Annotated in this window: 18 protein-coding genes; 10 read left to right on the top strand and 8 right to left on the bottom strand. The window is 60.4% G+C overall.

From position 1 onward, the window contains the following. The first annotated feature begins 136 nt into the window (after nt 1–136). Together PLJ71_02735 and PLJ71_02730 are read left to right on the top strand one after the other, a co-directional pair. Nucleotides 137–1,093 carry a DUF1559 domain-containing protein gene (locus PLJ71_02735; GenBank protein ID HQM47572.1) on the top strand — a complete coding sequence of 319 codons (957 nt, stop codon included), beginning with the start codon at nt 137–139 and terminating at the stop codon, nt 1,091–1,093. Between the two features lie 254 nt (nt 1,094–1,347). Continuing rightward, nucleotides 1,348–2,688 (top strand): Gfo/Idh/MocA family oxidoreductase, encoded by a 1,341-nt coding sequence (locus PLJ71_02730; GenBank protein ID HQM47571.1) that lies wholly within the window; start codon nt 1,348–1,350, stop codon nt 2,686–2,688. Nucleotides 2,689–2,849: 161 nt separating this feature from the next. Here the strand turns inward: PLJ71_02730 and PLJ71_02725 are convergent, their stop codons facing one another. Next, nucleotides 2,850–3,458, bottom strand: coding sequence for a hypothetical protein (locus PLJ71_02725; GenBank protein ID HQM47570.1), 609 nt, complete (start codon nt 3,456–3,458; stop codon nt 2,850–2,852). 20 nt (nt 3,459–3,478) lie between these two features. Then, nucleotides 3,479–4,363, bottom strand: a complete 885-nt coding sequence (locus PLJ71_02720) for a sugar phosphate isomerase/epimerase family protein (protein ID HQM47569.1) — start codon at nt 4,361–4,363, stop codon at nt 3,479–3,481. Between the two features lie 390 nt (nt 4,364–4,753). On the opposite strand from PLJ71_02720, the gene PLJ71_02715 reads away from it, so the two are divergent. Next, entirely contained in the window at nt 4,754–7,825 is a 3,072-nt protein-coding gene (locus PLJ71_02715; GenBank protein ID HQM47568.1) for a LamG domain-containing protein, read from the top strand. 19 nt (nt 7,826–7,844) lie between these two features. On the opposite strand, the gene PLJ71_02710 is transcribed toward PLJ71_02715, so the two are convergent. From PLJ71_02710 to PLJ71_02685, 6 genes are all read right to left on the bottom strand, one after another. After that, nucleotides 7,845–9,035, bottom strand: a complete 1,191-nt coding sequence (locus PLJ71_02710) for an AGE family epimerase/isomerase (protein ID HQM47567.1) — start codon at nt 9,033–9,035, stop codon at nt 7,845–7,847. A gap of 10 nt (nt 9,036–9,045) precedes the next feature. Beyond that, nucleotides 9,046–9,918, bottom strand: coding sequence for a sugar phosphate isomerase/epimerase family protein (locus PLJ71_02705; GenBank protein ID HQM47566.1), 873 nt, complete (start codon nt 9,916–9,918; stop codon nt 9,046–9,048). A gap of 41 nt (nt 9,919–9,959) precedes the next feature. Then, nucleotides 9,960–10,976: a DUF1080 domain-containing protein gene (locus PLJ71_02700; GenBank protein HQM47565.1), complete on the bottom strand. Its 1,017-nt coding sequence runs from the start codon at nt 10,974–10,976 to the stop codon at nt 9,960–9,962. 262 nt (nt 10,977–11,238) lie between these two features. Continuing rightward, nucleotides 11,239–12,168 (bottom strand): alpha/beta fold hydrolase, encoded by a 930-nt coding sequence (locus PLJ71_02695; GenBank protein HQM47564.1) that lies wholly within the window; start codon nt 12,166–12,168, stop codon nt 11,239–11,241. 34 nt (nt 12,169–12,202) lie between these two features. After that, a complete protein-coding gene (locus PLJ71_02690; protein ID HQM47563.1) occupies nt 12,203–15,664 on the bottom strand; it encodes an acyl-[ACP]--phospholipid O-acyltransferase in 3,462 nt (1,153 codons plus the stop codon). A gap of 86 nt (nt 15,665–15,750) precedes the next feature. Next, nucleotides 15,751–16,257, bottom strand: coding sequence for a MarR family transcriptional regulator (locus tag PLJ71_02685; GenBank protein ID HQM47562.1), 507 nt, complete (start codon nt 16,255–16,257; stop codon nt 15,751–15,753). Nucleotides 16,258–16,596: 339 nt separating this feature from the next. Here PLJ71_02685 and PLJ71_02680 point away from each other — a divergent pair, with 339 nt between their 5' ends. The 7 genes from PLJ71_02680 (at nt 16,597) to fliS (ending at nt 25,061) form a co-directional block, all read left to right on the top strand. Then, nucleotides 16,597–17,499: a TIGR01777 family oxidoreductase gene (locus tag PLJ71_02680; GenBank protein HQM47561.1), complete on the top strand. Its 903-nt coding sequence runs from the start codon at nt 16,597–16,599 to the stop codon at nt 17,497–17,499. A gap of 96 nt (nt 17,500–17,595) precedes the next feature. Next, nucleotides 17,596–18,165 (top strand): methyltransferase domain-containing protein, encoded by a 570-nt coding sequence (locus PLJ71_02675; GenBank protein HQM47560.1) that lies wholly within the window; start codon nt 17,596–17,598, stop codon nt 18,163–18,165. A 140-nt stretch (nt 18,166–18,305) separates the two neighbouring features. Further along, a complete protein-coding gene (locus PLJ71_02670; protein HQM47559.1) occupies nt 18,306–19,853 on the top strand; it encodes a sulfatase in 1,548 nt (515 codons plus the stop codon). 36 nt (nt 19,854–19,889) lie between these two features. After that, a complete protein-coding gene (locus PLJ71_02665; GenBank protein HQM47558.1) occupies nt 19,890–20,879 on the top strand; it encodes a hypothetical protein in 990 nt (329 codons plus the stop codon). A gap of 465 nt (nt 20,880–21,344) precedes the next feature. After that, entirely contained in the window at nt 21,345–22,553 is a 1,209-nt protein-coding gene (locus PLJ71_02660) for a type II secretion system F family protein (protein HQM47557.1), read from the top strand. A 295-nt stretch (nt 22,554–22,848) separates the two neighbouring features. Next, on the top strand, nt 22,849–24,570 hold the full coding sequence (fliD, locus tag PLJ71_02655) for a flagellar filament capping protein FliD (protein ID HQM47556.1): 1,722 nt from the start codon (nt 22,849–22,851) through the stop codon (nt 24,568–24,570). Between the two features lie 38 nt (nt 24,571–24,608). Beyond that, entirely contained in the window at nt 24,609–25,061 is a 453-nt protein-coding gene (gene fliS / locus PLJ71_02650; GenBank protein ID HQM47555.1) for a flagellar export chaperone FliS, read from the top strand. The last annotated feature ends 78 nt before the right edge of the window (nt 25,062–25,139 follow it).

Genomic DNA, 25,139 nt, shown 5'->3' with positions numbered 1-25,139 from the left:
AGAGCTACTAAAATCCCGAAAGAACAACCTTGCGGAAATGATTTTTCCAAGGTATTCTGATTGGTGGGCCTGAGTCATTGTGGAGTCAGGCGGATACCCGGCGTGATTCTCAAGTCATCGTAAAGGAGGTCATCAAATGAAGAGAAAGGGATTTACACTCATTGAATTGCTGGTCGTTATCGCGATCATCGGCATCCTTGCGGCCATTCTTCTGCCCGCATTGGCCCGTGCGCGCGAAGCGGCCCGGCGTGCCAGTTGCGCCAACAACCTGAAACAGTTCGGCCTCGTGTTCAAGATGTACGCGAACGAAAGCAAGGGCGAGAGATGGCCGACCATCATGTACCAGGGCCAGAGCAGTTGCGCACCCACCGGTTTTATTGTTACCCCGTTGTCTTCTCAGATTTATCCTGAGTACCTGACCGACCCCAACATCTACGTCTGCCCATCCAGCACACGGCTCAAGGCCGAGCAGATGTACACGGCAGCCGGGCAGTGCATTCTGGACCCGGACCTGGACGACAACGGATTGCCGGATGTGTGCGCGCATTGGTGGCCGGCGTCGTATGCTTACAACTACTATGGCTGGGCATTCGACGACAGCGACAACAACTCGCCGTACCAGATTAACGTGGGACTCGCCGCAGCGGCCGTTGGGGTATCTCTGCCTCCGAACGTTGACCCGTTGACCATGGTTCCGGTTCAGCCGCTGCTGTGGTATCAGATCGCGATAAATGCGGCCAATCCTGACTCCATCGCGTTGCTTCAGCAGTTCATGAATGTCGCGGACAACGACATGAACCTGGATTACAGCGTGGTGGGCGGACCGTCCTCGGATACGCTCTACCGGCTCCGGGAAGGCATCGAGCGGTTCTTCATCACGGACATCAACAATCCCGCCGGCAGCGCCCAGGCTCAGAGCGAGCTCGCGGTGATGTGGGACACGATTGCCACGGTGACCTGGAACTTCAACCACATTCCCGGCGGCAGCAATGTGCTTTATATGGACGGGCACGTCGAGTTCGTGCGGTATCCGAGCGAAGAAATGCCGGTGAACGTGACCTTCGCTCTGATAGGTTTGCTGACTTCTTATTAATAGATCACAGGGCCAGTTTGCGGCCAAAAACGGATGTACGACGGCGCGCGCTCTTTGGGGAGCGCGCGCTGTTTTCTCGCGGGGTCCTCTTCGGCTTACCGAGCCTTGAACCTTCGATTCGCATGTTGAACGCGCTTTTGCTATCGTAACCGCGTGTATGACGCAAGTCTTATCTGGCCGAAGTTGGGCGCAGCCCCGAAAGTCCGCACGCACTTGCGTGCCGGGATACGTGTCGGGACATGAGGAGACCGTTCATGAAATCGATGAACCGGCGTGAATTCTTCAGCAAGACCGGGAAGGTTGCGGCGGCCGCCAGCGCGGGCGTCTTTTCCATCAACGCATTGGGCGCCAACGAGAAGATCATCGCCGCCAGCATGGGCATGCTCGGGCGGGGCCGTTACCTGGGCGAATGGTTCGCGCAGCGCGACGACGTCGAATTGGCCTATATCTGTGATGTCGACAGCCGCATCTTCAAAGACCGGTCCAAGTTGATCGAAGATACCCAGGGCAAGGCGCCGAAATGCGTCCAGAACATTAAGGAAGTGCTGGACGACAAGGACGTTGACGTCATCATCAACGCGACGCCCGACCACTGGCATGCCTTGGGTACGATCTGGGCCTGCCAGGCCGGCAAAGACGTCTACGTGGAAAAACCGACCTCGCACTGCATCTGGGAGAGCCGCAAGATGGTCGAGGCGGCGCGGAAGTATGGCCGCATCGTCCAGGTCGGGGCGCAAAACCGGAGCGCTTCCTACTGCTACAAGGCCTTCGACTACATCCGCTCGGAAGCGTTTGGCACGGTTCATTTCGCGCGGGTAATCAACAGCAAGGAACGGGGTCCCATCGGGAAAAAGCCCGACGGCACCCCGCCCGAAGGCGTGGACTACGATTTGTGGCTCGGGCCGGCGCCCAACCGTCCTTTCAATCCCAACCGGTTCCACTACAACTGGCACTGGTTCTGGGATTTTTCGGGCGGGGACATCATCAACGACGGCGTGCACCAGATGGACATCGCCCGCTGGCTCATCGACAAGACCTACCCGAAATATGTCACGTCGGGCGGGGGGAAACTCTTCTTCGACGACGACCAGGAATGCCCTGACACGCATTCGGTGATCTACGATTTTGACGGGCTCACCATGGTGTTCGAGGAAGTCCTGTGGGCGCCTTACATGCGCAAGACGCCCATGGAAATCCGTGACCTGGATACCCTGCCGAACTGGCCGTTCAGCGGTACGCGTGTCGAGATCTACGGCAGCAAGCAAATCATGTATATGGGCCGTCACGGCGGGGGATGGGAAGCGTTCGATGCCGACGGGAAGTCCGTCAACGTTACTCACGGCGAATTCACCGCGGCCAACCTTGGCCACATCGCCAATTTCATTGACTGCGTGCGGTCGCGCGAACTGCCCGCCGGCGACATCGAGAAACTGCACCTCTCGACGCTGCTGTGCCACTACGGCAACATCGCCTACCGCACAGGGCGCCGTCTGCAAATCGACCCCGCTACCGAGGGTTTCGTGAACGACGACGAAGCCAACGGCCTGGTCAAACGCACGTACCGCGAACCGTACGTGGTGCCGGAACAGGTCTAGGCCGGAAGAACGGACAGGCGCGCTCAGGCAGGGGCTTGCGAGATTGCCGGCGCGAGCGAGTCACGCGAAGCGCTTGAGGAGGGGGGTATCCCGACATTGGCCACGGCAGCCGATGGCTTTGGGGGGACAGGCCGCGCGTTCTTGCTGTGCAAAACCTTGGGTCAGTTTCTTTGAATCCCCGGGATGTTGAGTTGCGGGCAGCCGTAGAACAGCACGAGCAGAGCCAGGGCGATGGCAATAGCGAGGACGATGCGCATTGTCTTGCGGCGCGCGATGTCGGGGGCCGGTTTGCCTGACGGGGGTTTCTTCCTTTGGTTCCCGTCGTCCAGTTTTCCTGTCGCTTTGAGATAATGGCGGCGCATGGCGGAGCGTCCCTTAAGCACGCACCACATGCCTGCGATGAACATTGTCAACGCAGCGACGCCGGGGAGATACGAGAGGCCCGCGGGTTGAAAGCGGCTGGGCTCCTCGGGGTCAAAGGCGATCGCGATCTCGAGTTTTCCCTGAGGCAACGGCTCCCCGCTCAGCCGGCCGGTATAGAGACGCCTGAAGATGGTGCCGTCGGGGTGTTCGTACCGGATGTTGTAGTCGTCGCCCATCGGTTCGGCGGTACCGACAGCGCGTATTCCCTTGAAGTCGAGCTCGAGGCTTTTCCCCAGCCCGGTGCGCTGGGCCAGAACACTCGCTCCCAGCGCAAGAAGCAACCCAGCGACGAGAAATGCAAATCCGCGCCAGGACGGTTTTGCAGCAGCCGGTTTTTCGTCGCCCACGGAGCCTCCTCGCGCAGTGGTCAAAGGTTAAGATCTTCGATAATTGCCCTGCAGTGCGCCACATCGCGCTCGATGACCTCGATGCGCTCGCCGGGCGTCTTGTAGTGTTCGAGCGACTCATTCTCGATGCAGATGTCGCCGTCATAACCCGCGTCCGCGAGCAAGCGGAGCACCTTGGCGTGATTGATGTCGCCCTCGTCGAGCGGACAGGCGTATGTGCCGTATTCCCAGCCCGCTTCGCGAGTGGCTTCGCGTTTGTCCGCGGGATATTTGATGTTCTTCAGATGCGTATGTTTTGCGTACGGCGCAAGAATGCGGAGGATCCCGTAGACTTCCGACAGAGGATACCCGCGCCAGTAGAAGTTTCCGGTGTCCATAGTAGCGCCCAGGCGGTCTGAGCTCACGGTCTGGTAGACATTCAGCTGGAAGGCGAGGTTATTGCCCTGGAACCCATGGTTCTCGATGCCGAGCGCGACCTTCGACCCTGCCGTGCGCTCGAGCGCTCCGCCCAAACCTTCGGCGAACAACTTCACTCGCGCCTCGAAATCCAGTTCGCGTTCCTTCGACATGGCGCTGTCGATTCGGACCGCCGCCATGCCCATGATGTCCGCCAACTCGATGGCGCGGGCTACCCAGGCGATGTTGGACTCGGTATCGCCCGCGCTGAAATCCTTGGCTGTCAGGAAACAGCATGCCGTGATACCCAGGCCTTCCAGATGTTTCTTGTAGGCCTTCGCGTCATCGTCGGAGGCCAGCGTGAGCATCTCCTTCGAATCCATCGCGTAGACCTGGAATTCCTGCGACAGCTTCACCTCGACGAATTCCACGGCCAAGTGCCGCAGCCCCGCGAGCGGACTCGGAAACTCGTCTCTCGCCACCATCATATCGCGTATGGAAAGGTACATCGCTCTAACGTCTCCGTGCTGTGTTTGGGCGGGGCCCTTTGGGACAAGCGCCTCTCGCCTCCTATATCGTTGCCAAAGCGCTAAGTGTACGGTCCCGGGGGAAGGTGTTCAAGGCAGATCACAGAGCCCCGCGCTGTCTTACTGGTCTCACATTTGAGAGGAGAAGGAAGTGTAGGCTTTTCGGCCCGCGAACTGATCCATGGACGTGCCCGTCCACCGGGGTGCAAGAAGCCCCGCTGCTTACCGGACCATGCGCAGTCTCAACGATGTGTAGAGCCCATAGGCCCCATTTGTGCCATTCGTCTCATCGTGTGCCGGGGCGATTGACGGCAGCCGCGCCGTTCGCTAGGCTCAATGCACGGGTCTGTTCTTACGATAGGAGGCGGCGCTATGACATGCATGGCGGGTTTGCTGGTGTGGGCATGCGTGGCGGGGGCAACGGACGCGGGCCTGGCGGGCCGCTGGAATTTCGACAGCGACGACGCGGCAGGGCTGCTGGTGCTGGATTCGTCGGGGAACGCCAACCACGGGCAATTGCGCGGCGCGAGGTGGGTGCCTCAGGGCGACGGACATGCCTTGCGATTCAGCGGAGGCGACCAGTACGTGGACATGGGCTCGCCCGAAGCCTTGAACATCACGGGGCCGGTCACCCTCGAAGCGTGGGTGCATCCCGAACGCATCCCGGATGCCGAACCGGGAATTCTAGGCAAGTCTTTTGGCAGCTACGGCCTGACATGGTACAAAGACGGGTCGTGTTACTGGTACGTGGGAAGCGGCGGGAACAAGTGCCACGCGCCGGTCGCCACAGGAGCCTGGTTCCACCTCGTGGGCACTTTCGACGGTGCGGCCCTTAGTCTCTACGTCAACGGGGCTCTTGCCGACACGGCCAAGTCGGAGTTCGATGCGATCCCGCCGGACACCACGTTCCAGATCGGCCGCATCCGCGCGAACACCGGCTCTGATGCGCCCACCGCGGGTTTTCCGGGTCTCGTGGACGACGTTCGGGTATACAGCCGCGCCTTGGCAGCCGGCGAAGTGCTCGATCACTACAACGCCGAAGCCGCGCAATACGGCGGGCCCAGCGCGTCCAACGAGATCGCGGTGACCGCTTATCCCTACTTCAGCGAAGAACGTATCTACGCGGACCTCGATTGCAGCCGGCTGTTCCCGCGTCCGAAAGAGTTGCGCGCCACCCTTGCCCTGAAGCGTGAGGGCGATGCCGGGCCTGTCGAAGGCCAGGAATTCGTGCTGACCCAGGACAATCTCGTTCAGCGCGACGTGGTGTTCGAAGCCGCTGAACGGGGCAGCTATACCCTCGTTGCGCGTGTAGAGGAAAAAGGTAAATTGCGTGCGGAGAAGGCTGTGGCCGTTCCGTTCCCTGGCGCATTCGAGATCCCGGAGCCGGGCCAGGAAACGAGCCGTACGCTTGAGGCGCCTCCGGCGCCGCTTGAATGCGGGGTGACGATGCACGAGCGCGGAGGCTTCTCAGTCGAGGCCGGGGGTTATTCGTATAGGGTGGCCTCCACGTATTCGTATCCCCACGGCGGCTTCAACGCGTTCTCGGCGGGAGAGGACAGCGCGCCGAATCCTGAACCCGCGTGGAGCGTTGCCGTAGATCAAGGTGGAGGGCTGGCCGCCCGCGCGGAGGGCGCATTCTACCGCGTCGAGCGCGCGATAGAGCCCAATGGGAATCGGGTGTGGATCAAGGACACCATCACCAACCTCACCGGCGCGCCTATCGGCATCATGGTGAGCAACCACATCGAGCTTGGCGGCCACGCGGCCGTCTCGTGCTCGCCCGTGCCCAATCCCTCCATTTTCGTGTCCGTGGATGGCCAGGGCATCGGGATGGTAGCCCTCGATGACGTGTATCTGGAACACTACGCCACGTTTTTCGAAGACGAAATGGCAGGCATCCGCGATCACGCGTTCGCGCTCGATGCGAACGCCTCGTACACGGTGGAGTGGGCGGTATACGTTAATGCGACCGGCGACTACTACGATTTCATCAACGACGTGCGCCGGGATCTGGGTGTCAACCGGCGGATCGAAGGCAGTTTCGCGTTTATCGACCGGCGCGAGCCTCCCACGCGCGAGTACGTGGAGCGGCGCGGCCTTGCGTACGTCAGCGTGGGTTGTCTGGGGTATCCGCCGGACAATCCGGGCCTTTCTCTCGAAGGGTTTGAGTTCGTCGAGTATCCCCAGGAGATGGCTTTGCTGAAGAAGCAATTCGCGGAGATCCGCGAGCGGTTTCCGGGCATCCAGACCATGTTCCATATCGCCCACAGCCTGTATACCACCAACAAACCGGAGGAACTTTTTCCCGATTCGCGCGTGGTGGACGCCAACGGCAGCCAGACCATGTACGGCGGCGATAATCCCGACTACTACTCGCATTACTTCAGCAAAGAGAACGTCGACGCGGGTTACCGCTGGTACATCTTCTACCCCACGATGGAGAACACGTACGGCAAGGCCATGCTCGATGCGATAGACATCATGCTCGATAAGATCGGCTGCACGAGCATGTTCGCCGATGGGTTCACCCACGGCTACGGCGGCCGGTTCACCTATAACACCTGGGATGGGCACACGGCGGAGATCGAGCCCGAGACCAAGACCATCACGCGGCAGTACGCGTCGGTGAATCTGCTCGCGCAGGAGGTCTTGGTTCGGGTGGCGCGCAAGGTTGAGGCGGCGGGCGGCGTGGTCATCTGCAACAGCTACCCCGGCACGCGCACCGTGCACAACGAGAACGTGTTGTACTGCATCGAGTCGGCCTCCGGCGACGCCCAGTTGGTCCGGCTGCATCTGGTTCCGGGTCCCACGGCCCTGGGCAATCACATCCGCCTGCAGAACGGGTCGGCGCGAGATATCTACGACGACATCCGTTCGAAACTTCATTACGGCGGGCTCTATTTTTATTACGGCGACAAAGAGGCGCCCCATCCGCTTGCAACGGTCCACATGTACCCCATCACGCCGATGGAATTGCACGAAGGCTGGGTGAAGGGGGAGGAGCGCATCATCACCACCCTGGAGGGCGTGTATGGCTGGCCCAGCGAATCGGATTTGCACCGGGTATACCGCTACGACGGCCGCGGCATCGAGGTGGAACACGGCTGGTACTCGACCGTACGCGGCGGCAAGGTGAGCACGCGCGTCGAGCCGGGGTTCAACGAGCTGGCGATCGTCGAGCGCGTGCCGATGTCCATCGAATCCGAAGCGCCCGTCAATGTGCTTATACGCCGGTACGATGGGGGAGCCGTTTTGCTCGGCCTGCGTGCGCAGGGCGAAATCCGGCTCACCGTCCGCGATGGCGCGTTCCCCGTTGCCGAGGGGAAACGGTATCTGATCAAACAGGGGGATGAGACGCAGGAAGCGCTTGCCCAGGCGGGCGGGGTCTTCACAATTAACTGCGCCGCCCGAACCAGGGAACTCGAAATCACACCCATGGGGTAGCGCAGCGGCCGGGGACTGCCTATGCGTGTTTTCCCTTCATGCGCTCGAGGAGCTGCCAGCAGTTGAGGAGGGCCCGGGGCAGGTGAAACGGACCCTTCCACATGTTGCCCTTGACGCGGCTCGAGACGGTCCCGTCGCGGCGGAGATAGCCGAACCATTCGCCGTGCCGCGTGTCGGGGAAGTGGGTAAAGCTCCAGTCATGGACCTTCTTGAACCATTCGAGCCATTCGTCTTCGCCGGTGAGGTAATAGGCGAGGAGGGTGGCGTAAAGCGCCTCGTTGTGTACCCACCATAACTTGAGTTCATGCTCGTACGGTTCCGCGGGTTTACCGTCGCAATCCACGTAATAAAGGATGCCGCCGTATTCCGGGTCCCAGCCCTTTTCGAGCGACCACTGGAGGATACGGATGGCTTCCGACATGAGGGCGGGGTCCTCGCGCTCGGCGGCCTCTTCCATGATGAACCACGCGGTCTCGATGGCGTGTCCGGGAAGGACCGTGCGCCCTTCGGGCGTATCCAGGATTTTTCCATCGGCCAGTACGGCCTCCAAGAGGCATTTTTTCTCCGGCTTGACGAGAAAGGTGAAGATCTCGTCGATGCAGCGGGAGATGGTGTCGTCGTATAGCTCACGGCACTGCGGGTCGGCCTCGCGCATGATTTGCGAGGTGACAATGAGGATCATGTTCATGCCGTGGCCCCGCATCTGCCGGGTCGACGGGATGACTTTGGGAGGCAGGAGGCCCGGGGTGCGGTGGTACATCAGGATGAGGCGGTACAGCTCGCGGGCGCGTTTGAGCATGTCCTCCGATTGAACAGCCCTTGCGTATTCCGCCAACGCGATCGCGCCAAAGGTCTCGGAATAGAGGTAACGCCGTTTGCGCAGGGGCAGGCCCTCTTTGGTGACGCTGAAAAACATGCGCCCGTCGGTATCAAAGGCATGCTCGAGGAGGAAATCCACCCCGTGGGCGCCGATGTCGAGCCATTCGGGTTTTTTCTGGACGGTGTTGTAGAGACGGCTCCACATCCACGTGATGCGGCCCATGACCCAGATGGGCTTGTCGGTGCTGAGCAGGGCGCCATCGGCATCACGATAGACCAGGAATCCGCCGTGTTCTTTGTCGACGAAGCGGGTCTCCCACCATGGCAACACGTTTTCCAGCAGGTGGCGCTTGTAGAACGCCGATAACTGTTCGAGTTTTTCCGCGTCCATAGGACCTCATTCAGGCCATCATGCCTATTGTGTCGCGCAGCCATGCCAGGCAAACGGTGCTGGCGGCCCCGCGATCGCCGCCGTACAGGTAACTTCCGTAGCGCCCCGCGAGATGCAGGGGAAACCGGTCGGGATCGACGTGAGTTTCGAGGGAAATATAGCCGTCGTAGCCGTCTTTCCTGAACGCGTTCAGTTGTTCCGGCCATTGGCAGAGCCCTTCGCCCAGAAACACGTTGGGACGGCTCCCATCCGTTTCGATGATAGCATCCTTGACATGCACGTGGACCATGTCCTTGCGAACGAGCGCATATCCATCCGGGTAGCTTGGCACGCCTTCTGATTGCGGGTCTTGCACGTGGTTGGCGGGATCCCATATGGCTTTGATCCGGCTGCAGCCGAGGCGGTCGAGAAACGTGCGCGTGTGGGCGGCCGTGCCCACGTAACAGGCTGCTTCGTTTTCCAGCCCGAGGACCACGCCCTTTTCTTCCAGGACCGCCGGCACGGGCTCGTACGCTTTCACCATGGCATCCCACGGTTTCTGGGGGATCTGGTCACGGTCCCAGAAGGCGAATCCGCGAACCAGTGCGCACTCCAGGGCATTAGCAATGTCCGCGCACCGGCGCAAGATATCGAAGTGCTGCGCGACTTCGCCAGGGTTTTCGAGCGTGCACTTGCCGAAGGGCGACGCGATGCTGCAGACCTCGAGGCCGTGCGCGGCGACGACCTGCTTGAGCTCGGCCACCTGGGCATCGGTCAGTTTCTGAACCGGGATATTCCATACGCTCCGGATTTCGACGCCCGTGCCGCCAAATTGACGCACTACTCTACAGGCATGCGCTAAATCCTGGCTGATCTCGTCGGTGAATGCGGCCAGCTTAAACATCGGTGCGATGTACTCCCGTCTCGCCCCCGCTCCGGCGGGACCTATTCGGGCAACACGACCAGAAACACGTTGCGGAACTGGACGTAGTTGCCGTGGGCCTGAATCATGATGGGCCCGGCGTCACGCGGCGGCGGCGCGAGGCGTTCGACTTCTTTCCAAGCTGTTATCTGGGGCATTTCCTGCTCGTCCTGGATAAGGAAGCCATTGTGGAGGACGGTCATGCGCGGGTAAGCGGCCAATTCGCCGTTCTCCTTGTATTTGGGGGCAATATACGTGATGTCGTAGGTCTGCCACTCGAGAGGGGGCAGGCAGGCATTCACCCGCGGCGCGGACACTTTGTAGAGCGCGCCGCACTCGTCGTAATACCCTTCAAGACCGAAGCTGTCGAGCACCTGGACCTCATACACACCCTGCACAAACACCCCGCTGTTGCCGCGGCCTTGCCCGCGGGCTTCCGGCATCGAGGGCAGGCGGAACTCAACGTGAAGCTGCACACTTTTGAACGTCTGCTTCGAGGTCAGCGTCTCGCCCTTGGGAGTGACCATCATGACCCCGCCCTCGAGCAGTTCCCAGCCCTTGGGCTCCTGCCATTGTTCGAGATTCGTGCCGTCGAACAAAACGACAGCGTTTTCCGGAGGGGCCATGCCGAGCGTGGGAGGCTGATGCAGTACCTTTTTCATTTCGAAGGTGACCTTGCCGCGCCCCCGTGAGCCAGTAAAACTATCCGGGGTGATTTCTCCCTGGATGCTCGCGTTGTCGAAGGCGATCTTGTCGCCGGAGCGCGCCGCCTCGAATACGGCGATCGGCGGACACCGCATGAACAGTTTGGATACGAGGCGGACCTGGTACTTATCGCCGCCGAGGGCGAAAACCTGCGCCGCGATGTCCGGGTCAACCTCCTCTCCGGCAGACCAGCGGCCTTTCCAGTTGCCCACAAAGGGGTCGGCTTGTGCCGGGTAACACTCCTCGAGGGACACGGCCGCCTGCGCGGCAAAACCGGCGCAGAGGCAAAACACTATCGCCACTATCGCAACGCGTGAATGAATGAACTTGCCCATAGGACGTGCCTTCCCTTCCTCTTTGGCATGCCGGCGTACCGGCGCCGCAGGTATATCGCTCCCTCAGGCCTGTTTGGCGTATTACGATTCATCTTAACAGACTGCCGCGGGCTTTGCCATGGAGCGGCGAGGCTCCAAATCGCCGGGGCCGTACTGAGCGGAAACGGGAAACACCTGAGGGGCGGGATGCCCGCGGTGGCGCCGCGAGTATTCGGTTCGTGGTTGGCGCCCGGCGCTGTCGGGCCGCGCAGCTGCGATTGGGTCACGTGTTTTGCGCCGCGGCGGCGCCGCAAATCTTTGCGGTGAAGGCGAGGGTTTCGTCGAAGACCCGGTCCTGATCGTAGTCCCAGTATATGTGGTGGTTGGAGCGTTCCAGCCAGACGAGGCGTTTGTCTTGGGATGCCATGGCCTCGAGGGCTTTCCCGGCGGCTTTGGGAGACGATGCGACATCGTCCCGGCCATGGAGGAGCAAGACGGGGCACGTCACGTTTTTCAGCGTTTCCGGCGCGCGCGCCCGTTTGCCCAGTTTCGTCAGGGTGCGGATAGCCGATGACGGGAGCCAGGCGTAGCAGAGGATGTGTTCCTTGGCTTCTTCGCGGTTGACCTGCATGAACAGCCTGCCCTTGTACACCCAGCGAACGAAGGGCGCGGTGATTTGTCCCCAGACCTCGGGCGGCAGTACGTAGTACCACTTATACGTCACGCCGTAGTATGGCGCGCCAAGGACCAATCCGTCCACGGGCATTTGCGAGGCGGCAATCGTGCTCAGTGCGCCCCCCATTGAATGGCTGATGAGAATCACCTTTTCGTGGCGCTTACGCAGGGCCGTTATCTCCGCACGGACTGCGCCGACCAGGGAATCGGGCGTCTGCCTGGCCATTTCGCGCGGGTGGGCGCCATGACCGGGCAGCAGCATGACCCGTACGCGCCATCCCGAGTCGGCCAGGCGTTCGGGGAGCTCGGCGAAATCGGCGCCCGCGCCGCCGAATCCGTGAATAAACAGCGCGGCGCACGGGCTGTTTTCTGGTCCGAGCTCGCGGGGTTCCGCGCCGATAAGGATGCCTGTCTCCGGGTGGCGCGGCTTACCGTCCTCGCCGTGAAGCGCCAGGTTGAACGCTACGCCGTTGTAAATCAGCAGGATGGCCCCTGCTCCGAAAACAATGCCTGCCATACGGCCCCATTTCCGTCGCATACGCGGCTCTTTGGGAGACCCCCCCGGCACGGTCTCAACCGCCGACGTCCAGCTCCCTCGCGAGCTTCTTGACTCGCTTGATGTCCATCTTCCCCGTGCCGAGTATCGGTATCTCGGGAATGTAGTAGAACGAGTTGTATTTCGGGAGCCAGAGTTTCGGGAGGGTGGACTGGTCCATCTTGGCGACGAGCCGCTCGACGTCGCCGTTGCTCAACGTATGCAGCACCACAAGGCGCTCGCCCTTACCGGAATCCGGCACGCCGGTCACGGCCATGGCCTGTTCGCTCAGCCCAAGGAGCCGGTGCAGTTCGTCTTCGACCTTGGTGTGCGGCACCATCTCGCCGGCGATCTTGCTGAAACGCGCGAGGCGGTCCGTAATAGTGATAAAACCATCTTCATCGAGAAACGCCACATCACCCGTGTTGTACCAGCCGTCATGCAGGACTTCGGCGGTCTTTTCGGGCATCCCGATGTAACCCGTCATGATGTTCGGACCCTTTACATGAAGGAGCCCCGCCTCTCCCTGGGGCAGCTCTTCGCCCGTATCCGGGTCGATGATCTTGACGCTGACTCCCGGAAGGGGATGGCCGACCGTGCCGTGCTTGGTACCCACCTGAAAGAACCCGGGGGCCCGGAAATCGACCACGTTGAAAGACACTCCTGGCCCGCATTCCGTGGTGCCGTATCCTTCGAGCGGCGTGATACCGAACTTGCTCTCGAAGGCCTCGCGCACCCGCGCGGGAAGTTTCTCCGCGCCGGTAATGACGTATCGCAGACAGCCCAGTTCTTCCGGCAGGCAGCGCCTTACGAACGCCTGCAGAAACGTCGGCGCCGCAACCAGGAAGTCCAGCTTGTGTTTATAAATCTGCTGTCCGATTACCTTCGCTTCGAGCGGATTGGGGTGAAACACCACCCGGAACCCTTGTGCGAGCGGCAACCACAGCGTGGCCATGTATCCAAAGCTGTGGAAAAACGGCAGCATGCCCATTATCCCGTCGCCCCGTTCATGGGGGAAGACCTGCAGGGCCGCCTCGATGTTGCTCACGATATTGAAATGCGTGAGCATCACGCCCTTGGGCTCGCCTTCGCTGCCGCTGCTGAAAATCACTGTTGCAAGGTCGTCCGGCGACCGGCGCCTCGCCCCGCCCAGTCTCCGCTCCAAGGCCCGCAACGGAAACAGCGCTGCCATGATCATCGCAACAAGCTGGTCTTTCCCGTTCATCGACTTGCGGACATCTTCGAGATAGACCGCCTTGCCCGGCACCTTGCAGCTCACTTTGCTGAGAAACGCGTGGGCGGTTATCACATGCGTGAGATTGCAGCGGCGGGCCGCGCTGTCCAGCGCGTCGTCCGAAGCCGTATAATTCAGGTTTACGACGGTCTTCCCCATGAGCGTGAGCGCAATATTCGTCAGCGCCGCCCCTACCGTCGGAGGCAGCAAGACGCCCACCATGGGCTGCTCGCCGGTCAGTTCGCGAAGTTTGCGCGCGAGCGTCACCGCGGCCACCAGCGCTTTCCAATAGGGCAGCGTATCCATGGAATGGTCCGCCATGGCCATATGAAGCGGCCGCTTCCGGGCCATACGAACAAACCCCCGGTGCAGCAGGGGCTCGTGGAGCTTGCGGTCGAGGTATGCCTCGGTGCCCAGCCGCTGAATTCGTTCTCGCACCTGGACAGCCGTGCTCTCGGCGCTCATGTGCTCGCCGTAGGTTACCATCACGCGGTAGGGAATATGCTTGGGGAGCTTCAAGAAGAACCGGCCCTTTGAGTAGCTGAAGATGCTCCCCCACAAGCGATCCAGATGCGCGGGAATGATCGGCGCGTTCATGCCCTTCATGATGCGCTCGAACCCCTTCCGAAACGGCAGCAGGTTGCCGGTCCGGGTGATTTGGCCCTCCGCAAACACGCAGACGAGTTCGCCGTTGTTGATCGCGGCGGCCGCTTCGTGCAACGAGCGTATCAAATCCTTCGGTTGCGCCATCGGCGATACCGGGATCGACCGCATGATCTTCGCAAACGGGCGAATCCACGGCACCTTGTATATTTCCTGGGATATCAGGAACCGCACCGGCCGGTCGATCGAGGCCGTGAGAATCAGCGCGTCCACGAACGACGTGTGATTGGCCACGATGAGCGCCCCCCCATTCAGCGGAATCTGTTTCTGCCCGCGCGTGTCCACCCGGTAAATCGTGTTGCCCATGAGCCATAGCGCCGTGCGCAAGATGAAGGCGGGAAGGCGGAAACACAGATACAGCCCCATCAAGAACGTCATTGCCGCGCCCGCTATGAAGATGTTGTAGGGATTCACATTCTTGCCGGACGGCATGAAGATCGGCTGAATGAGCAGCACCAGTCCCGCAATCGAGATACCGATGCACGTGACGATGTTGAAAGCCGCGATAATGCCGCCCTTCATCTCGCGCGGACTGCGGTGCTGCAACCCCGCGGCCAGAGGAACCTGGAAAAAGCCCCCGGACCATCCGAGCGCGAAGAGCAGTACCGTCAGCACAGGGAACGATGTCCAGGGGAAGTACAGCAGCGCCGCCGAGACCGTCATGCCGGTCAAGCCCAGCGGCACCAGGCCAAACTCAATCTTACGGCGCGAGAAATACCCTGCCGCCACGCTGCCGAAGCCAATTCCAAGCGCGATCGACAGCTGGAGGTAACCGGCGTACTGGTGGGACCATCCCAGCACGCTTTCGCCCAGGACGACGACGTTGCTCTGCATCAGGCCGCCGATAAACCAGAAGAATCCGCCGCCGACCATGGTCAGAAACAGCACATGATCAGCCCAGAAACACTTGAAATACTTGCCCAGACCCGACCAGGGATTGAGCGGGATGCGTTGGGCAGGGCAGGCCACGGGCACACGCGTTACATGGTAAGACGCCAACAGTCCCAGGGTCGACATCCCGATCAGAAACACTGAAAGCCAATACACCCCCAACCCCAAGTCCATCAATGGCCCGACAATGCCGACGCCCAGGATAATCGCGACGAATGTCCCCATCTGGAGAATGCCGTTGCCCCACGAAAGGCGGCTCTCGGGGAGCATCTCCGGCAGGATCCCATACTTTGCGGGGCTGAAGAATGCGCTCTGCATGTTCATCATGTAGAACATGACCGCCATGAACGCTACGCTGTCGGTCCAGAAAGCGATTAGACCGACCACCATCACGCCTACTTCCCACCACTTTGTGGCGATGGTCACGGTGCGTTTGCTGAACCGGTCGGCCAAGGCGCCGGCCAATCCCGGAAACATGAGGTATGGAAGCGCGAACATGAGCAGTCCCATGGCCGTCAGGACCGTCGTGACCCAAGTCGCCGGTCTGCCCGCCGCTGGGTCCGCATACCTGTCGCAAAGGTAGTAGATCAGTACGAATTTATACGCATTGTCGTTGAACGCTCCCTGGAACATCACCGCGATCAACGCCCAGAATCCCTTGGCGTCGTATCGCTCTTCCGCAACCGGATGTGCCGGCGCTGCAATAGCCATCACCGCTTCTCCTTCAGTCAGGCTACGCTCCCAAATGAACTGCCATAATAGCCAATTGCACCATCAATGTCAGCGTTGCAGACGTGTCAGCGACTCGCCGCCGGTTCAAGAGAGTCTTCGGTGCGCGCCAACTCGCGCATCCGCGCCCGCACGGGGTCCAGTATGCGAATCAAATGCTTGACATCGTCTTCGTCCAGATGGCCCAGGACGTAGTGAATACTGTTCCGGTAGACCGGCTCGACCTGGTCCACCAGCGCGCGCCCCGCCTCGGTCAATTCCACGTGATAGCTTCGCCGGTTGTCCGGCACGTTTTGCCGCTCGACGTACCCCTTCGATTCGAGCTTGTCAAGCACCGAGGTCACCGTTGCGCGTGTGACAACCAGCCGCCGCCCCAATTCCACCTGGGTGAGCGCGCGGGTCTTGTATCTCAGCGCAAACAGTACATTGAACTGCGCTTCGGTAAGGTCGAACCGCCGCAACATCTTTCCAGCCAGGACCGCCGCCAGGGTGGCTGTGCGCACAATCCCAAGCATGGCTTCGTGCCGGAAGTCCTCGAACGGCAGGTCGAGATCGAGTTCCTTCTGCAACGTCATCCCAAACCTCCTTTCCACGCCGGAGGGATTGTACACCATAGAACTGTTAGATGTCAAGCAAAGCGGCTGTGTTCGTTGGGCACGAGGCTGGAGGCCGCATTCGAGCGCTTGTTTCCGTCGGGGCTGGGAGAATCGGCGAGAATTGCATCAGAGGGCGTGATGCCGTAGGATTGGTTCTATCGGTGCTGGCGTATCGGGTGGTTTACGGAAACGGGAGGGTGAAACGTGCGAACCGGCGAGGGCAAGGTAGAAGGTTCACGGCGGCACGCTCCGGTGAAGTTTCGGTCATGCCCGGCGCCGCAGGCCAACGTTTTGGGATAATTTGAGGATGGGGCGGTCATGAAAGTGTTACTCAGCGGCGCTTCCGGGCTTATTGGTTCCGCCTTGTCTAAGGCCTTGAAAGAACGGGGCGACGCCGTCACCCGGCTTGTACGGAAGGAGTGGAGTTCGGAACCGGGCGAAATCCTCTGGGATCCTGGCCCGGGCTATATCGAACGCGGAAAACTCGAGGATCTTGACGCAGCCGTTCACCTTTCCGGCGAGAATGTTGGTTCAGGCCGCTGGACCGAGCGCAAGAAAGGGGAGATCATCGAAAGCCGTACCTGCACCACCAAGCTGCTGTGTAGAACGTTCAGTGAACTCGATACCCCGCCCAAGACCTGGGTGTGCGCATCAGCCACCGGCTACTACGGCAATTGCGGCGACCGAAAGCTGGACGAAGACGAGCCCTGCGGCGAGACCTTTCTCGCTGAGGTTTGCCGCCAATGGGAAGAAGCCTCTCATCCTGCCCGCAACAAGGGCATTCGCGTGCTCAATACCCGGTTCGGCGTAGTCCTGGGCGGCAAGAGGAGCGCTCTTGCCAAGATGCTGCTGCCCTTCAGACTAGGGTTGGGCGGCCCCATTGGTCCGGGTACTCAGTACATGGCCTGGCTCACTCTAGACGACGCGGTGCGCGCCATCCTCTATGCGCTGGACACCCCCTCGCTTGACGGGCCGGTGAACGTGGTTTCCCCAAATCCGGTCCGCAACCGTGAATTCGTTGCAAGTCTGGGCCGCGCCCTTAACCGTCCGGCCGTCTTGCCCTTCCCAGCGTTTGCCGCCCGGCTGCTGTTAGGAGAAATGGCCGACGACCTTCTTCTTGCCAGCCAACGGGCCGTTCCGCGGAAACTCCAGGAAGCCGGGTTCACCTTCGACCATCCCGACCTTGACGAAGCCCTGCGGCACGTTCTTGAAGGCATGTGAACGATGCCGGCAAGCTTGGACCGCTCACAAAGCCGTAAACGATCAATACGGGCTAAGAAAACATTTGCCTGGTTGCTTCACGCCGGAAACCGGCTGATGCGGGACATGTCACCCGAGCGCAAGCGTTCCTTGTTCGGAAAGCTATCCGGCCGGGTTCTCGAGATTGGCCCGGGCGCCGGCGCCAACCTCCCTCTCTATCCCGAGCGAACCACCCTGTTGGGCATTGAACCCAACCGTTTCATGTTCCGCTACCTTCGCGAAGAGTCCCACAAGTCCGGCAGAATCATGCACATGCTTAACGGGAGGGCCGAATCGCTCTGCCTGCGCGACAATTCCGTCGACGCGGTCGTCTGCACCCACGTCTTGTGTTCCGTGGATGACCCCGAAGCCGCGCTCGGGGAGATTCTGCGCGTCCTGAAACCCGGGGGGCTGTTTGTCTTTCTGGAACACGTTGCCGCTCCGCGTGCGACTATTCTTCGCCTCTTGCAGCGGGTGCTGCGGTTTACGTGGCTGTATGCCGGTGACGGCTGCCGGCTTGACCGGGAATTGTGGCGCACGCTCGAGACGGCGGGGTTCACGCACCTGAGGTACGAGCACTTTCGAGTAGCATGGGCACTGCCCGTCTCTCCCCACATCGCGGGCTGGGCCCGAAAACCAACCGAATAGCGCCAACCTATGCCTTGCCCACGCCCTTGCCGGACCGTGTTTGTGGGTGTTCGCAAGCCATTCCTTGCGGAACCCCAATCCTGCTACCATACCCACGCACAAGGCGCCGGAGTCTTCGGGGCCCGGGGGAGGCGCAGACCATGCGTTGTATTTCGCGACGTAGTTTCCTCGCAGCAACGGCGGCGCTGGCCTTGCCCGCCAGCTCGGCCGCGCGCGCGGCTGAAAAAGAGAATCGCCGCTTGAACGTGCTGTTTCTCGCGGTGGATGACTTGAAACCCAATCTCGGCTGTTACGGCGACCCAATCGCCATCACGCCCAACATCGACAAGCTGGCAGCATCCGGCGTCACTTTCCTCCGCGCGTATTGCCAGCAGGCAGTATGCAGCCCCTCGCGTACCTCGCTCCTCACCGGACTGCGCCCGGACACCACTCGCGTTTATGACCTTAATACCCATTTTCGCAAGACCATCCCCGACGTGATCACCTTGCCGCAGTGTTTCAGGCAAGAGGGCTATCACACGCAATCCTTCGGCAAGATCTATCATGGCGGGCTGGACGATCCGGCGTCGTGGAGCGTCAAATCTTTCTTTCCGGAGGGACCCCAATATCTGACGGAGGAATCCAAGAAGATCATTGAAGACATCCGAAAAGAACACGGAGATTCAAGAACGATTGTGCAGGAGCGCGACGAAAAGACGGGCATCCCCCTGAGAATCAAGCCGGTCAACCCTCCCCGCGGGCCGTCGTGGGAAGCGCCGGATTGCGCCGATGATGAGCTGCGCGACGGGCAGGTAGCCGCCGCCGCGATCGCGGCCATGCGCCAATTGAAGGACCGGCCGTTCTTTCTCGCGGCAGGGTTCTTCAAACCCCACTTGCCGTTCGTCGCTCCGAAACGCTATTTCGACGCATATGACAAAGGTTCGTTCACGCTGCCTCAATATCGCAAAGCGCCTCAGGACGCCCCGCCCTTCGCACTCACCACATGGGGCGAACTGCGGCATTACTCCGATATCCCGGACGGAAACGAGCCTCTTTCCGATGAGAAGACCCTGGAACTCATCCATGCCTACTACGCCGCCGCGAGCTATACGGACGCCCAAATTGGCCGTGTCGTCGACGAGCTCGACCGGCTCGGCATCCGCGGCAACACGGTCATTGTCTTGTGGGGCGATCACGGCTGGCACCTCGGCGATCACGGCCAATGGTGTAAACACACCAATTTCGAACAGGCGGCGCGCGCTCCTTTGCTGTTCAGCGCCCCCGGCCTGCCCAAAGCGGGCGCACGATCGCCCCGGCTGGCCGAATTCGTCGACATCTACCCAACGCTTTGCGATTTGTGCGGGGTCACGCCCCCGCCCGGATTGGAGGGCGTGAGCCTCGTGCCCGTGTTGCGCGCCCCGGACCGTTCCTGGAAGAAGGCCGCCTTCAGCCAATACCCGCGGAACATCCCCGGGCACGGTGACGGCATGGGGTATTCCCTGCGCACGGAACGGTACCGGTATACGGAATGGCGCATTCCTGCTGACGACGGTTTCCGCGTCCGGGAACTGTACGACTACGACGAAGACCCTCTGGAAACCCGGAATCTTGCCGAAGTCCCCGAATACGCCGGGACCGCGCAAGGGTTGCATGCGCTGTTAGCGGAAGGGTGGCGCGGCGCGCTTCCCGATGGCTATACACCGGAGTGACAGGCAATTTCCTATTGGCTTCAGGGAGTGGAAGACATGAAAACGAGTTGTATTGTTGCGGTGCTCCTGGCGTTGGCGCTGGCATCTCCATGCATCTCGGCACAGAACAGTGAAGACCCGAAACCTGCGCCGCCCCGCATCACGAAGCTGGGCACCATTGATTGCGATATGGTCGAAACTACGCCGGTCGTGTTCCACGGCAGACTCTATCGGTTCGAGTACGTCCGCGACTCGTATTACAAGCCCAATACCACGGGACGCGCCTACTTCCGATTCATGGATGTGGCCGGTGGGAAACCGACCTCGCCTTTTGCTTGGGACCACCATCTCGGCAGCGCGTTCGTAAACGACGGCACGATGTACGTGTTCGGCGTCGACAAATGGGGCGGCGAATGCGTCCAGGTCTATTGGTCAGAAGATCTTGAAACATGGGATACGCAACCCGGAATCCAGCTTAGCGGCTGGGAACTGTTTAACAACAGCGTCTGCAAGGCAGACAACCGCTACGTCATGGCTTTGGAGATTGGCGCCCCGCCTCAAGAAGCCGGCCAGCCATTCACGATGCGGTTCCTTGAATCCGATAATCTCCGCGACTGGCGATTGACCCCGTCCGAGTGCGTCTACACCAAGGAACGCTACTCCGCATGCCCATCGCTCGCCTATCTTGACGGCTTTTTTTATATGTTCTATCTCGAGAGCTACCCGGGCTATTATGCCGAGGCCCTCGTGCGCAGCAAGGACCTCATCCATTGGGAACCCAGCCCGTTCAATCCTGTTCTGAAACACTCGGATGACGACCGCAAGGTCGCGAACCAGGCTCTTTCCGAGGACCAGCGCGAACGCATCAGGACGGCCACGAACATCAACAATTCCGACTTCGATTGCTGCGAGTTCGAGGGCAAAACCGTGATCTTGTACTCTTGGGGAAACCAACAGGGCATCGAGCATCTCGCCGAAGCCGTCTACGACGGAACAAAAGCCAAGTTCTTGCGCGCATTCTTCCCCGCAAAGCCCTCTGGCCGGTGACGATGTCTCAACGAAATGACGAAGAACTGCCGGGAACCAGCCCTCTGGCGCCGCCACAAACCAAGGAGGGGAACACGGCAAAGACCTTGGAAACAAAAGGGTTTGCGCTCGTGAATGCTCCAAGATACCCGGTCAGCGAAAGTGGCCTGCAACTTGCACGTCTCGCAAAGCGCACAGCGGATATCGTGGCGCTGCGTGCGGGCTTGCTTCCTTACGGAAGCAGGCCTGCCCCTGTTTGCCGAGAGAGGACCCTGTTTGTGAAGCCATATCGCAAGGACAACGCAATAGTGGTATTATGAAAGGCGGGAAACCACCCCGACGGGGATGCAGCTCCGGCAACAATGCGTCGCGCCGTCTGGCGGGGTGCATGGGCGGCATCCGCAAGCGAAGGGGTTAAATTAGGTCTCGACCACAGGATGTTGTGGTGGTATACTAAGACCCGGATGAACGGGGAGGAATTTCATTATGCCGAACTTCACGTATGTCGCGCGCTCTCGAGAGGGGAAGCGCGAGACCGGCAAGATGACGGCCGAGAACCGACAAGTAGTCATTCGGACGCTCCAAGGCAAGGGTATGGTGCCGGAACGAGTGGATGCGGTCGGAGCAGGGAAGAAAGCCCATCGAGATCCGAAGGTCAAGACCGCCGAGCTGCTTGTATTCACGCGGCAATTGTCCACAATCGTGAACGCCGGCCTCCCTCTTCTCCAGGGTCTCGATATTCTCGCCGAGCAGACCGAAGACCCGCGTTACGGAGCGGTTATCCAGGGCATCGCTGACGACGTCGAGGCGGGAGAGACATTCTCGGATGCGTTGCGTAAACACCCCCGCATCTATTCGGACCTGTTTGTCAGCATGATCCGCGCGGGCGAGGCCAGCGGCAATCTCGACGGCGTACTGATGCAATTGGCGGAGTACCTCGAGTCCATGGAAGAGCTGAAACGCCGCATCCGTTCGGCCATGACCTATCCCGTCGTAGCGTTGAGCATGATTCTCATTATCGCCGCGGGCTTGGTCATATTCGTAGTGCCGCAGTTTGCGGCGATTTTCGAAGGGTTTGGCCGGCAGCTTCCCGCCCCGACGCGGATTCTCATCGCGGCCAGCACCTTCCTCAAACAATGGTACGGGGCGCCGCTCATCGTCGCCAGTATTATCGGGTTGGTCCTGGGCATCCGGATGTACGGCTCGACTTCGGCCGGCCGCTTGCACCTCGATGCGATCAAACTGCGCATTCCCATCTTTGGAAAACTCCTCAGAAAGGTCGCCATCAGCCGGTTTGCCCGGACCCTCAGCACCCTGACCCGAAGCGGCGTCAACATTCTGGGCGCCATGGAGATCGTCGAGAGAACCGCCGGCAACGAAGTCTTTGCACGGGCCATCAGCAACGCCGCTGACTGCGTACGTAACGGCGAGACCCTGGCCGACCCCCTCGCGCGGAGCGGCCAGTTCCCCGCCATGGTTACCCGCATGATCGGCGTCGGCGAAAAGACCGGCGCCCTCGAGCAGATGCTCCAGAAGGTGTCGGATTTCTACGATTCCGAGGTTCGCGCCGCGGTGGATGCTCTGACGAGCATGATCGAGCCCATCCTGATCCTCGCGATGGGCCTCGTGGTGGGCGGCATCGTAGTAGCCTTGTTCATGCCCATCCTGCAGCTCTCGAGCCTGGTCCAACAGTAATCGGCGCCAGTATCTCTACAGGCGGACCACCCGTCGAAAGGGCGGGCCTGCATTGTGCGGCTTGGCTTGGTCTTGTCACGGAAGCCGGGGGAATGTGCAGTTGCTGTATTCGGAACCTAACCCAGTGTGTTTACATAATTTGTGTATCAAAGTCGGCGAAAATGCGGGATTTGCGGGGCTCGTCAGGCAAATGTGCTAAAGTCCGCTCTGCGGATTGTCGATATACCGGATGAAGTGGCGGCTATGCGACGCCCTTGAATTCACCACATTTGGGATATCCCAGGAGGAATGGCCCATGTCCGGAACGTTTACGGCGGGCGGGCTTATCACCGGCCTGAACACCGAGGAGATCATCTCCCAGCTCATACAGCTTGAACGGCAGCCGGTCCTCCGCATGCAGTCTCGCATCAGCTTGCTTGAACAGCAGCGCGGGGCCATCAACCAGGTACGAACCCAGCTGCAGACCCTCCGGAACCGCGCACAAGACTTCCGGTTGAATACGGTCTTCGGCCAGTTCCGGGCGACGTCGAGTGAGGAATCGGTCCTCGCCGCCACTCTCACGGGGGCGAACCCCACATCCGGCACGTACACAATCCAAGTTTTGCAGCTGGCCAGCGCGACAGTTGCCCGAAGCAGCGGGGTTCTGGGCGCGGCCATTGACCCGAACGTTTCTCTCGCCGGCAGCGGGATACGGTCTGAACTCACCGCAGGCGAATTCACCATCAACGGCACGGCTTTCACAATCGACCCGGCTACCCAGAGCCTTAACGATATTCTGGCGATGATCAACGCGAGCGGCGCCGGCGTCACGGCAACCTATGACGCCTCTGGGGACAAGGTAAGCCTTGAGAATAGTGTGGCCGGAAACACAAACATCATCAATCTCGGCGCCTCGGGAGATACCAGCAACTTCCTCACCGCCGTTGGGCTGGTTGGCGCGCTTCAGAGCACCGGCGGCAACGGTTCGACCGTCGTCACCAGCACGCGAAATCTCGGGGCCGTGGACCCCGGACAAACGCTGGAACAATCCGTTTTCCGCAACGGAGCCGTCACTGCTGGCAGCTTTCGCATCAACGGCGTCCAGATCAATGTGGATCCCGCCAGCGATACCCTCGAGGGGGTCATCGGCGCCATTAACGCCTCCGACGCTAATGTCACCGCCAGCTATGACTCCACCAACGACACGATCCGGGTCGTCTCGGACTCTCTGGGAAGCCGCACCATCGCTTTCGAATCCGGCACGAGCAATTTCCTCGACGTGGTCAATCTCGCCGGCGCGACGCAGACAACAGGAACCGACGCCCAATACACGGTCGACGGCGGCGCGGTGCAGACAAGCAATACCAACGCTGTCGCCAATGCCATTCCGGGCGCCACCCTCAACCTGCGGAGTGCCGGCACGAGCACCGTTTCCATCGAAACCGACACCGAAGCGATTGTCGAGGAGATCCGCGAATTCATCTCGGCGTTTAACGATGCGCTCACCGGGATTCGAGAGCAGACCGCGGAGGACGCTTCCCTCGAAAACGACACCACGCTCACGCTGATTTCCGGCCAGCTGCAGTTCTTCGTTTTCGGCAGTGTCCAGGGATTAAGCGGCATTTTCGATAATCTGACGGAGATTGGCATCACGACCGGCGATGCCTTCGACTCCAAGGTAGGCGCTCGGCTCGAACTGGATGAGGAAACCTTCCTCGAGGCATGGCGCGACAATCCGCGGAATGTCGAGCAACTCTTCTCCAATGCCGGCGGGACAGGCATCGCCGATATCCTCGAGAACTACCTCGAGAATGCGACGTCATCAACGGGTTTTCTCAATCAGCGCGTGCGGACAGGCGGAACAATCGATTCTCAGATTCAGGCGTATAATGATCGTATCGAGCGGTTGGAATATGCCATTACACAGCACGAGCAGCGGTACCGCCAACAGTTTGCGCGGCTCGAACAAATGGCCGCGCTGTTTCAGTCGCAAGGCTCTGCGCTGAGCAGCCTGAGCAGCGGTCTGTCGCTCATCTAGTTGTTTCGGCTTCAACGGAAAACGGAAGGGGTAGGGTTATGGCGGATGCACAAACGGCGTTGCAGCTTAGCGCGTACAAGAAGATTGATGTGGAAACGACCTCCCAAGGGAAACTGATCGTTTTGCTCTTTAATGGGGCAATTCAACGCGCCGAAGAGGCAAAGCGACACATCGCCGCCGGCAGCATCGAGAACGTCCACAACAACCTCATCCGCGCCCAGGAAATACTTGGAGAACTTCGCGGCGCTTTGGATATGAAAATGGGGGCCATCGCCCAGAATCTCGACCGCATCTACGAGTATCTGCAGCATCTTCTGATTGATGCGAACCTCCGCAAGAGCGTCCAGCCCATCGAGGAATGCCTGGCCCATCTCACGACATTGCGGGACACCTGGAAAGAAGCTTTTCAAAAGGCCGCCCAGGAGAATCACTCGGCTCACTCCCCGCTGATCAATCAGCACGGCGCCTCCCTCATGAATATCAAAGGCTAGAAAGCCAGCCTTGCCCATTGCGTCGGTCGCGTAAGATAGCGTCTGTAAATTTTGGGTAGACAAAAAGGGCCATCGTTT

This window comes from Candidatus Hydrogenedentota bacterium (assembly GCA_035416745.1).
Classification (GTDB): Bacteria; Hydrogenedentota; Hydrogenedentia; order Hydrogenedentales; family SLHB01; genus UBA2224.
Note: the sequence above shows the minus strand (reverse complement) of the source record. Positions and strands in the feature narration are given on the sequence as shown.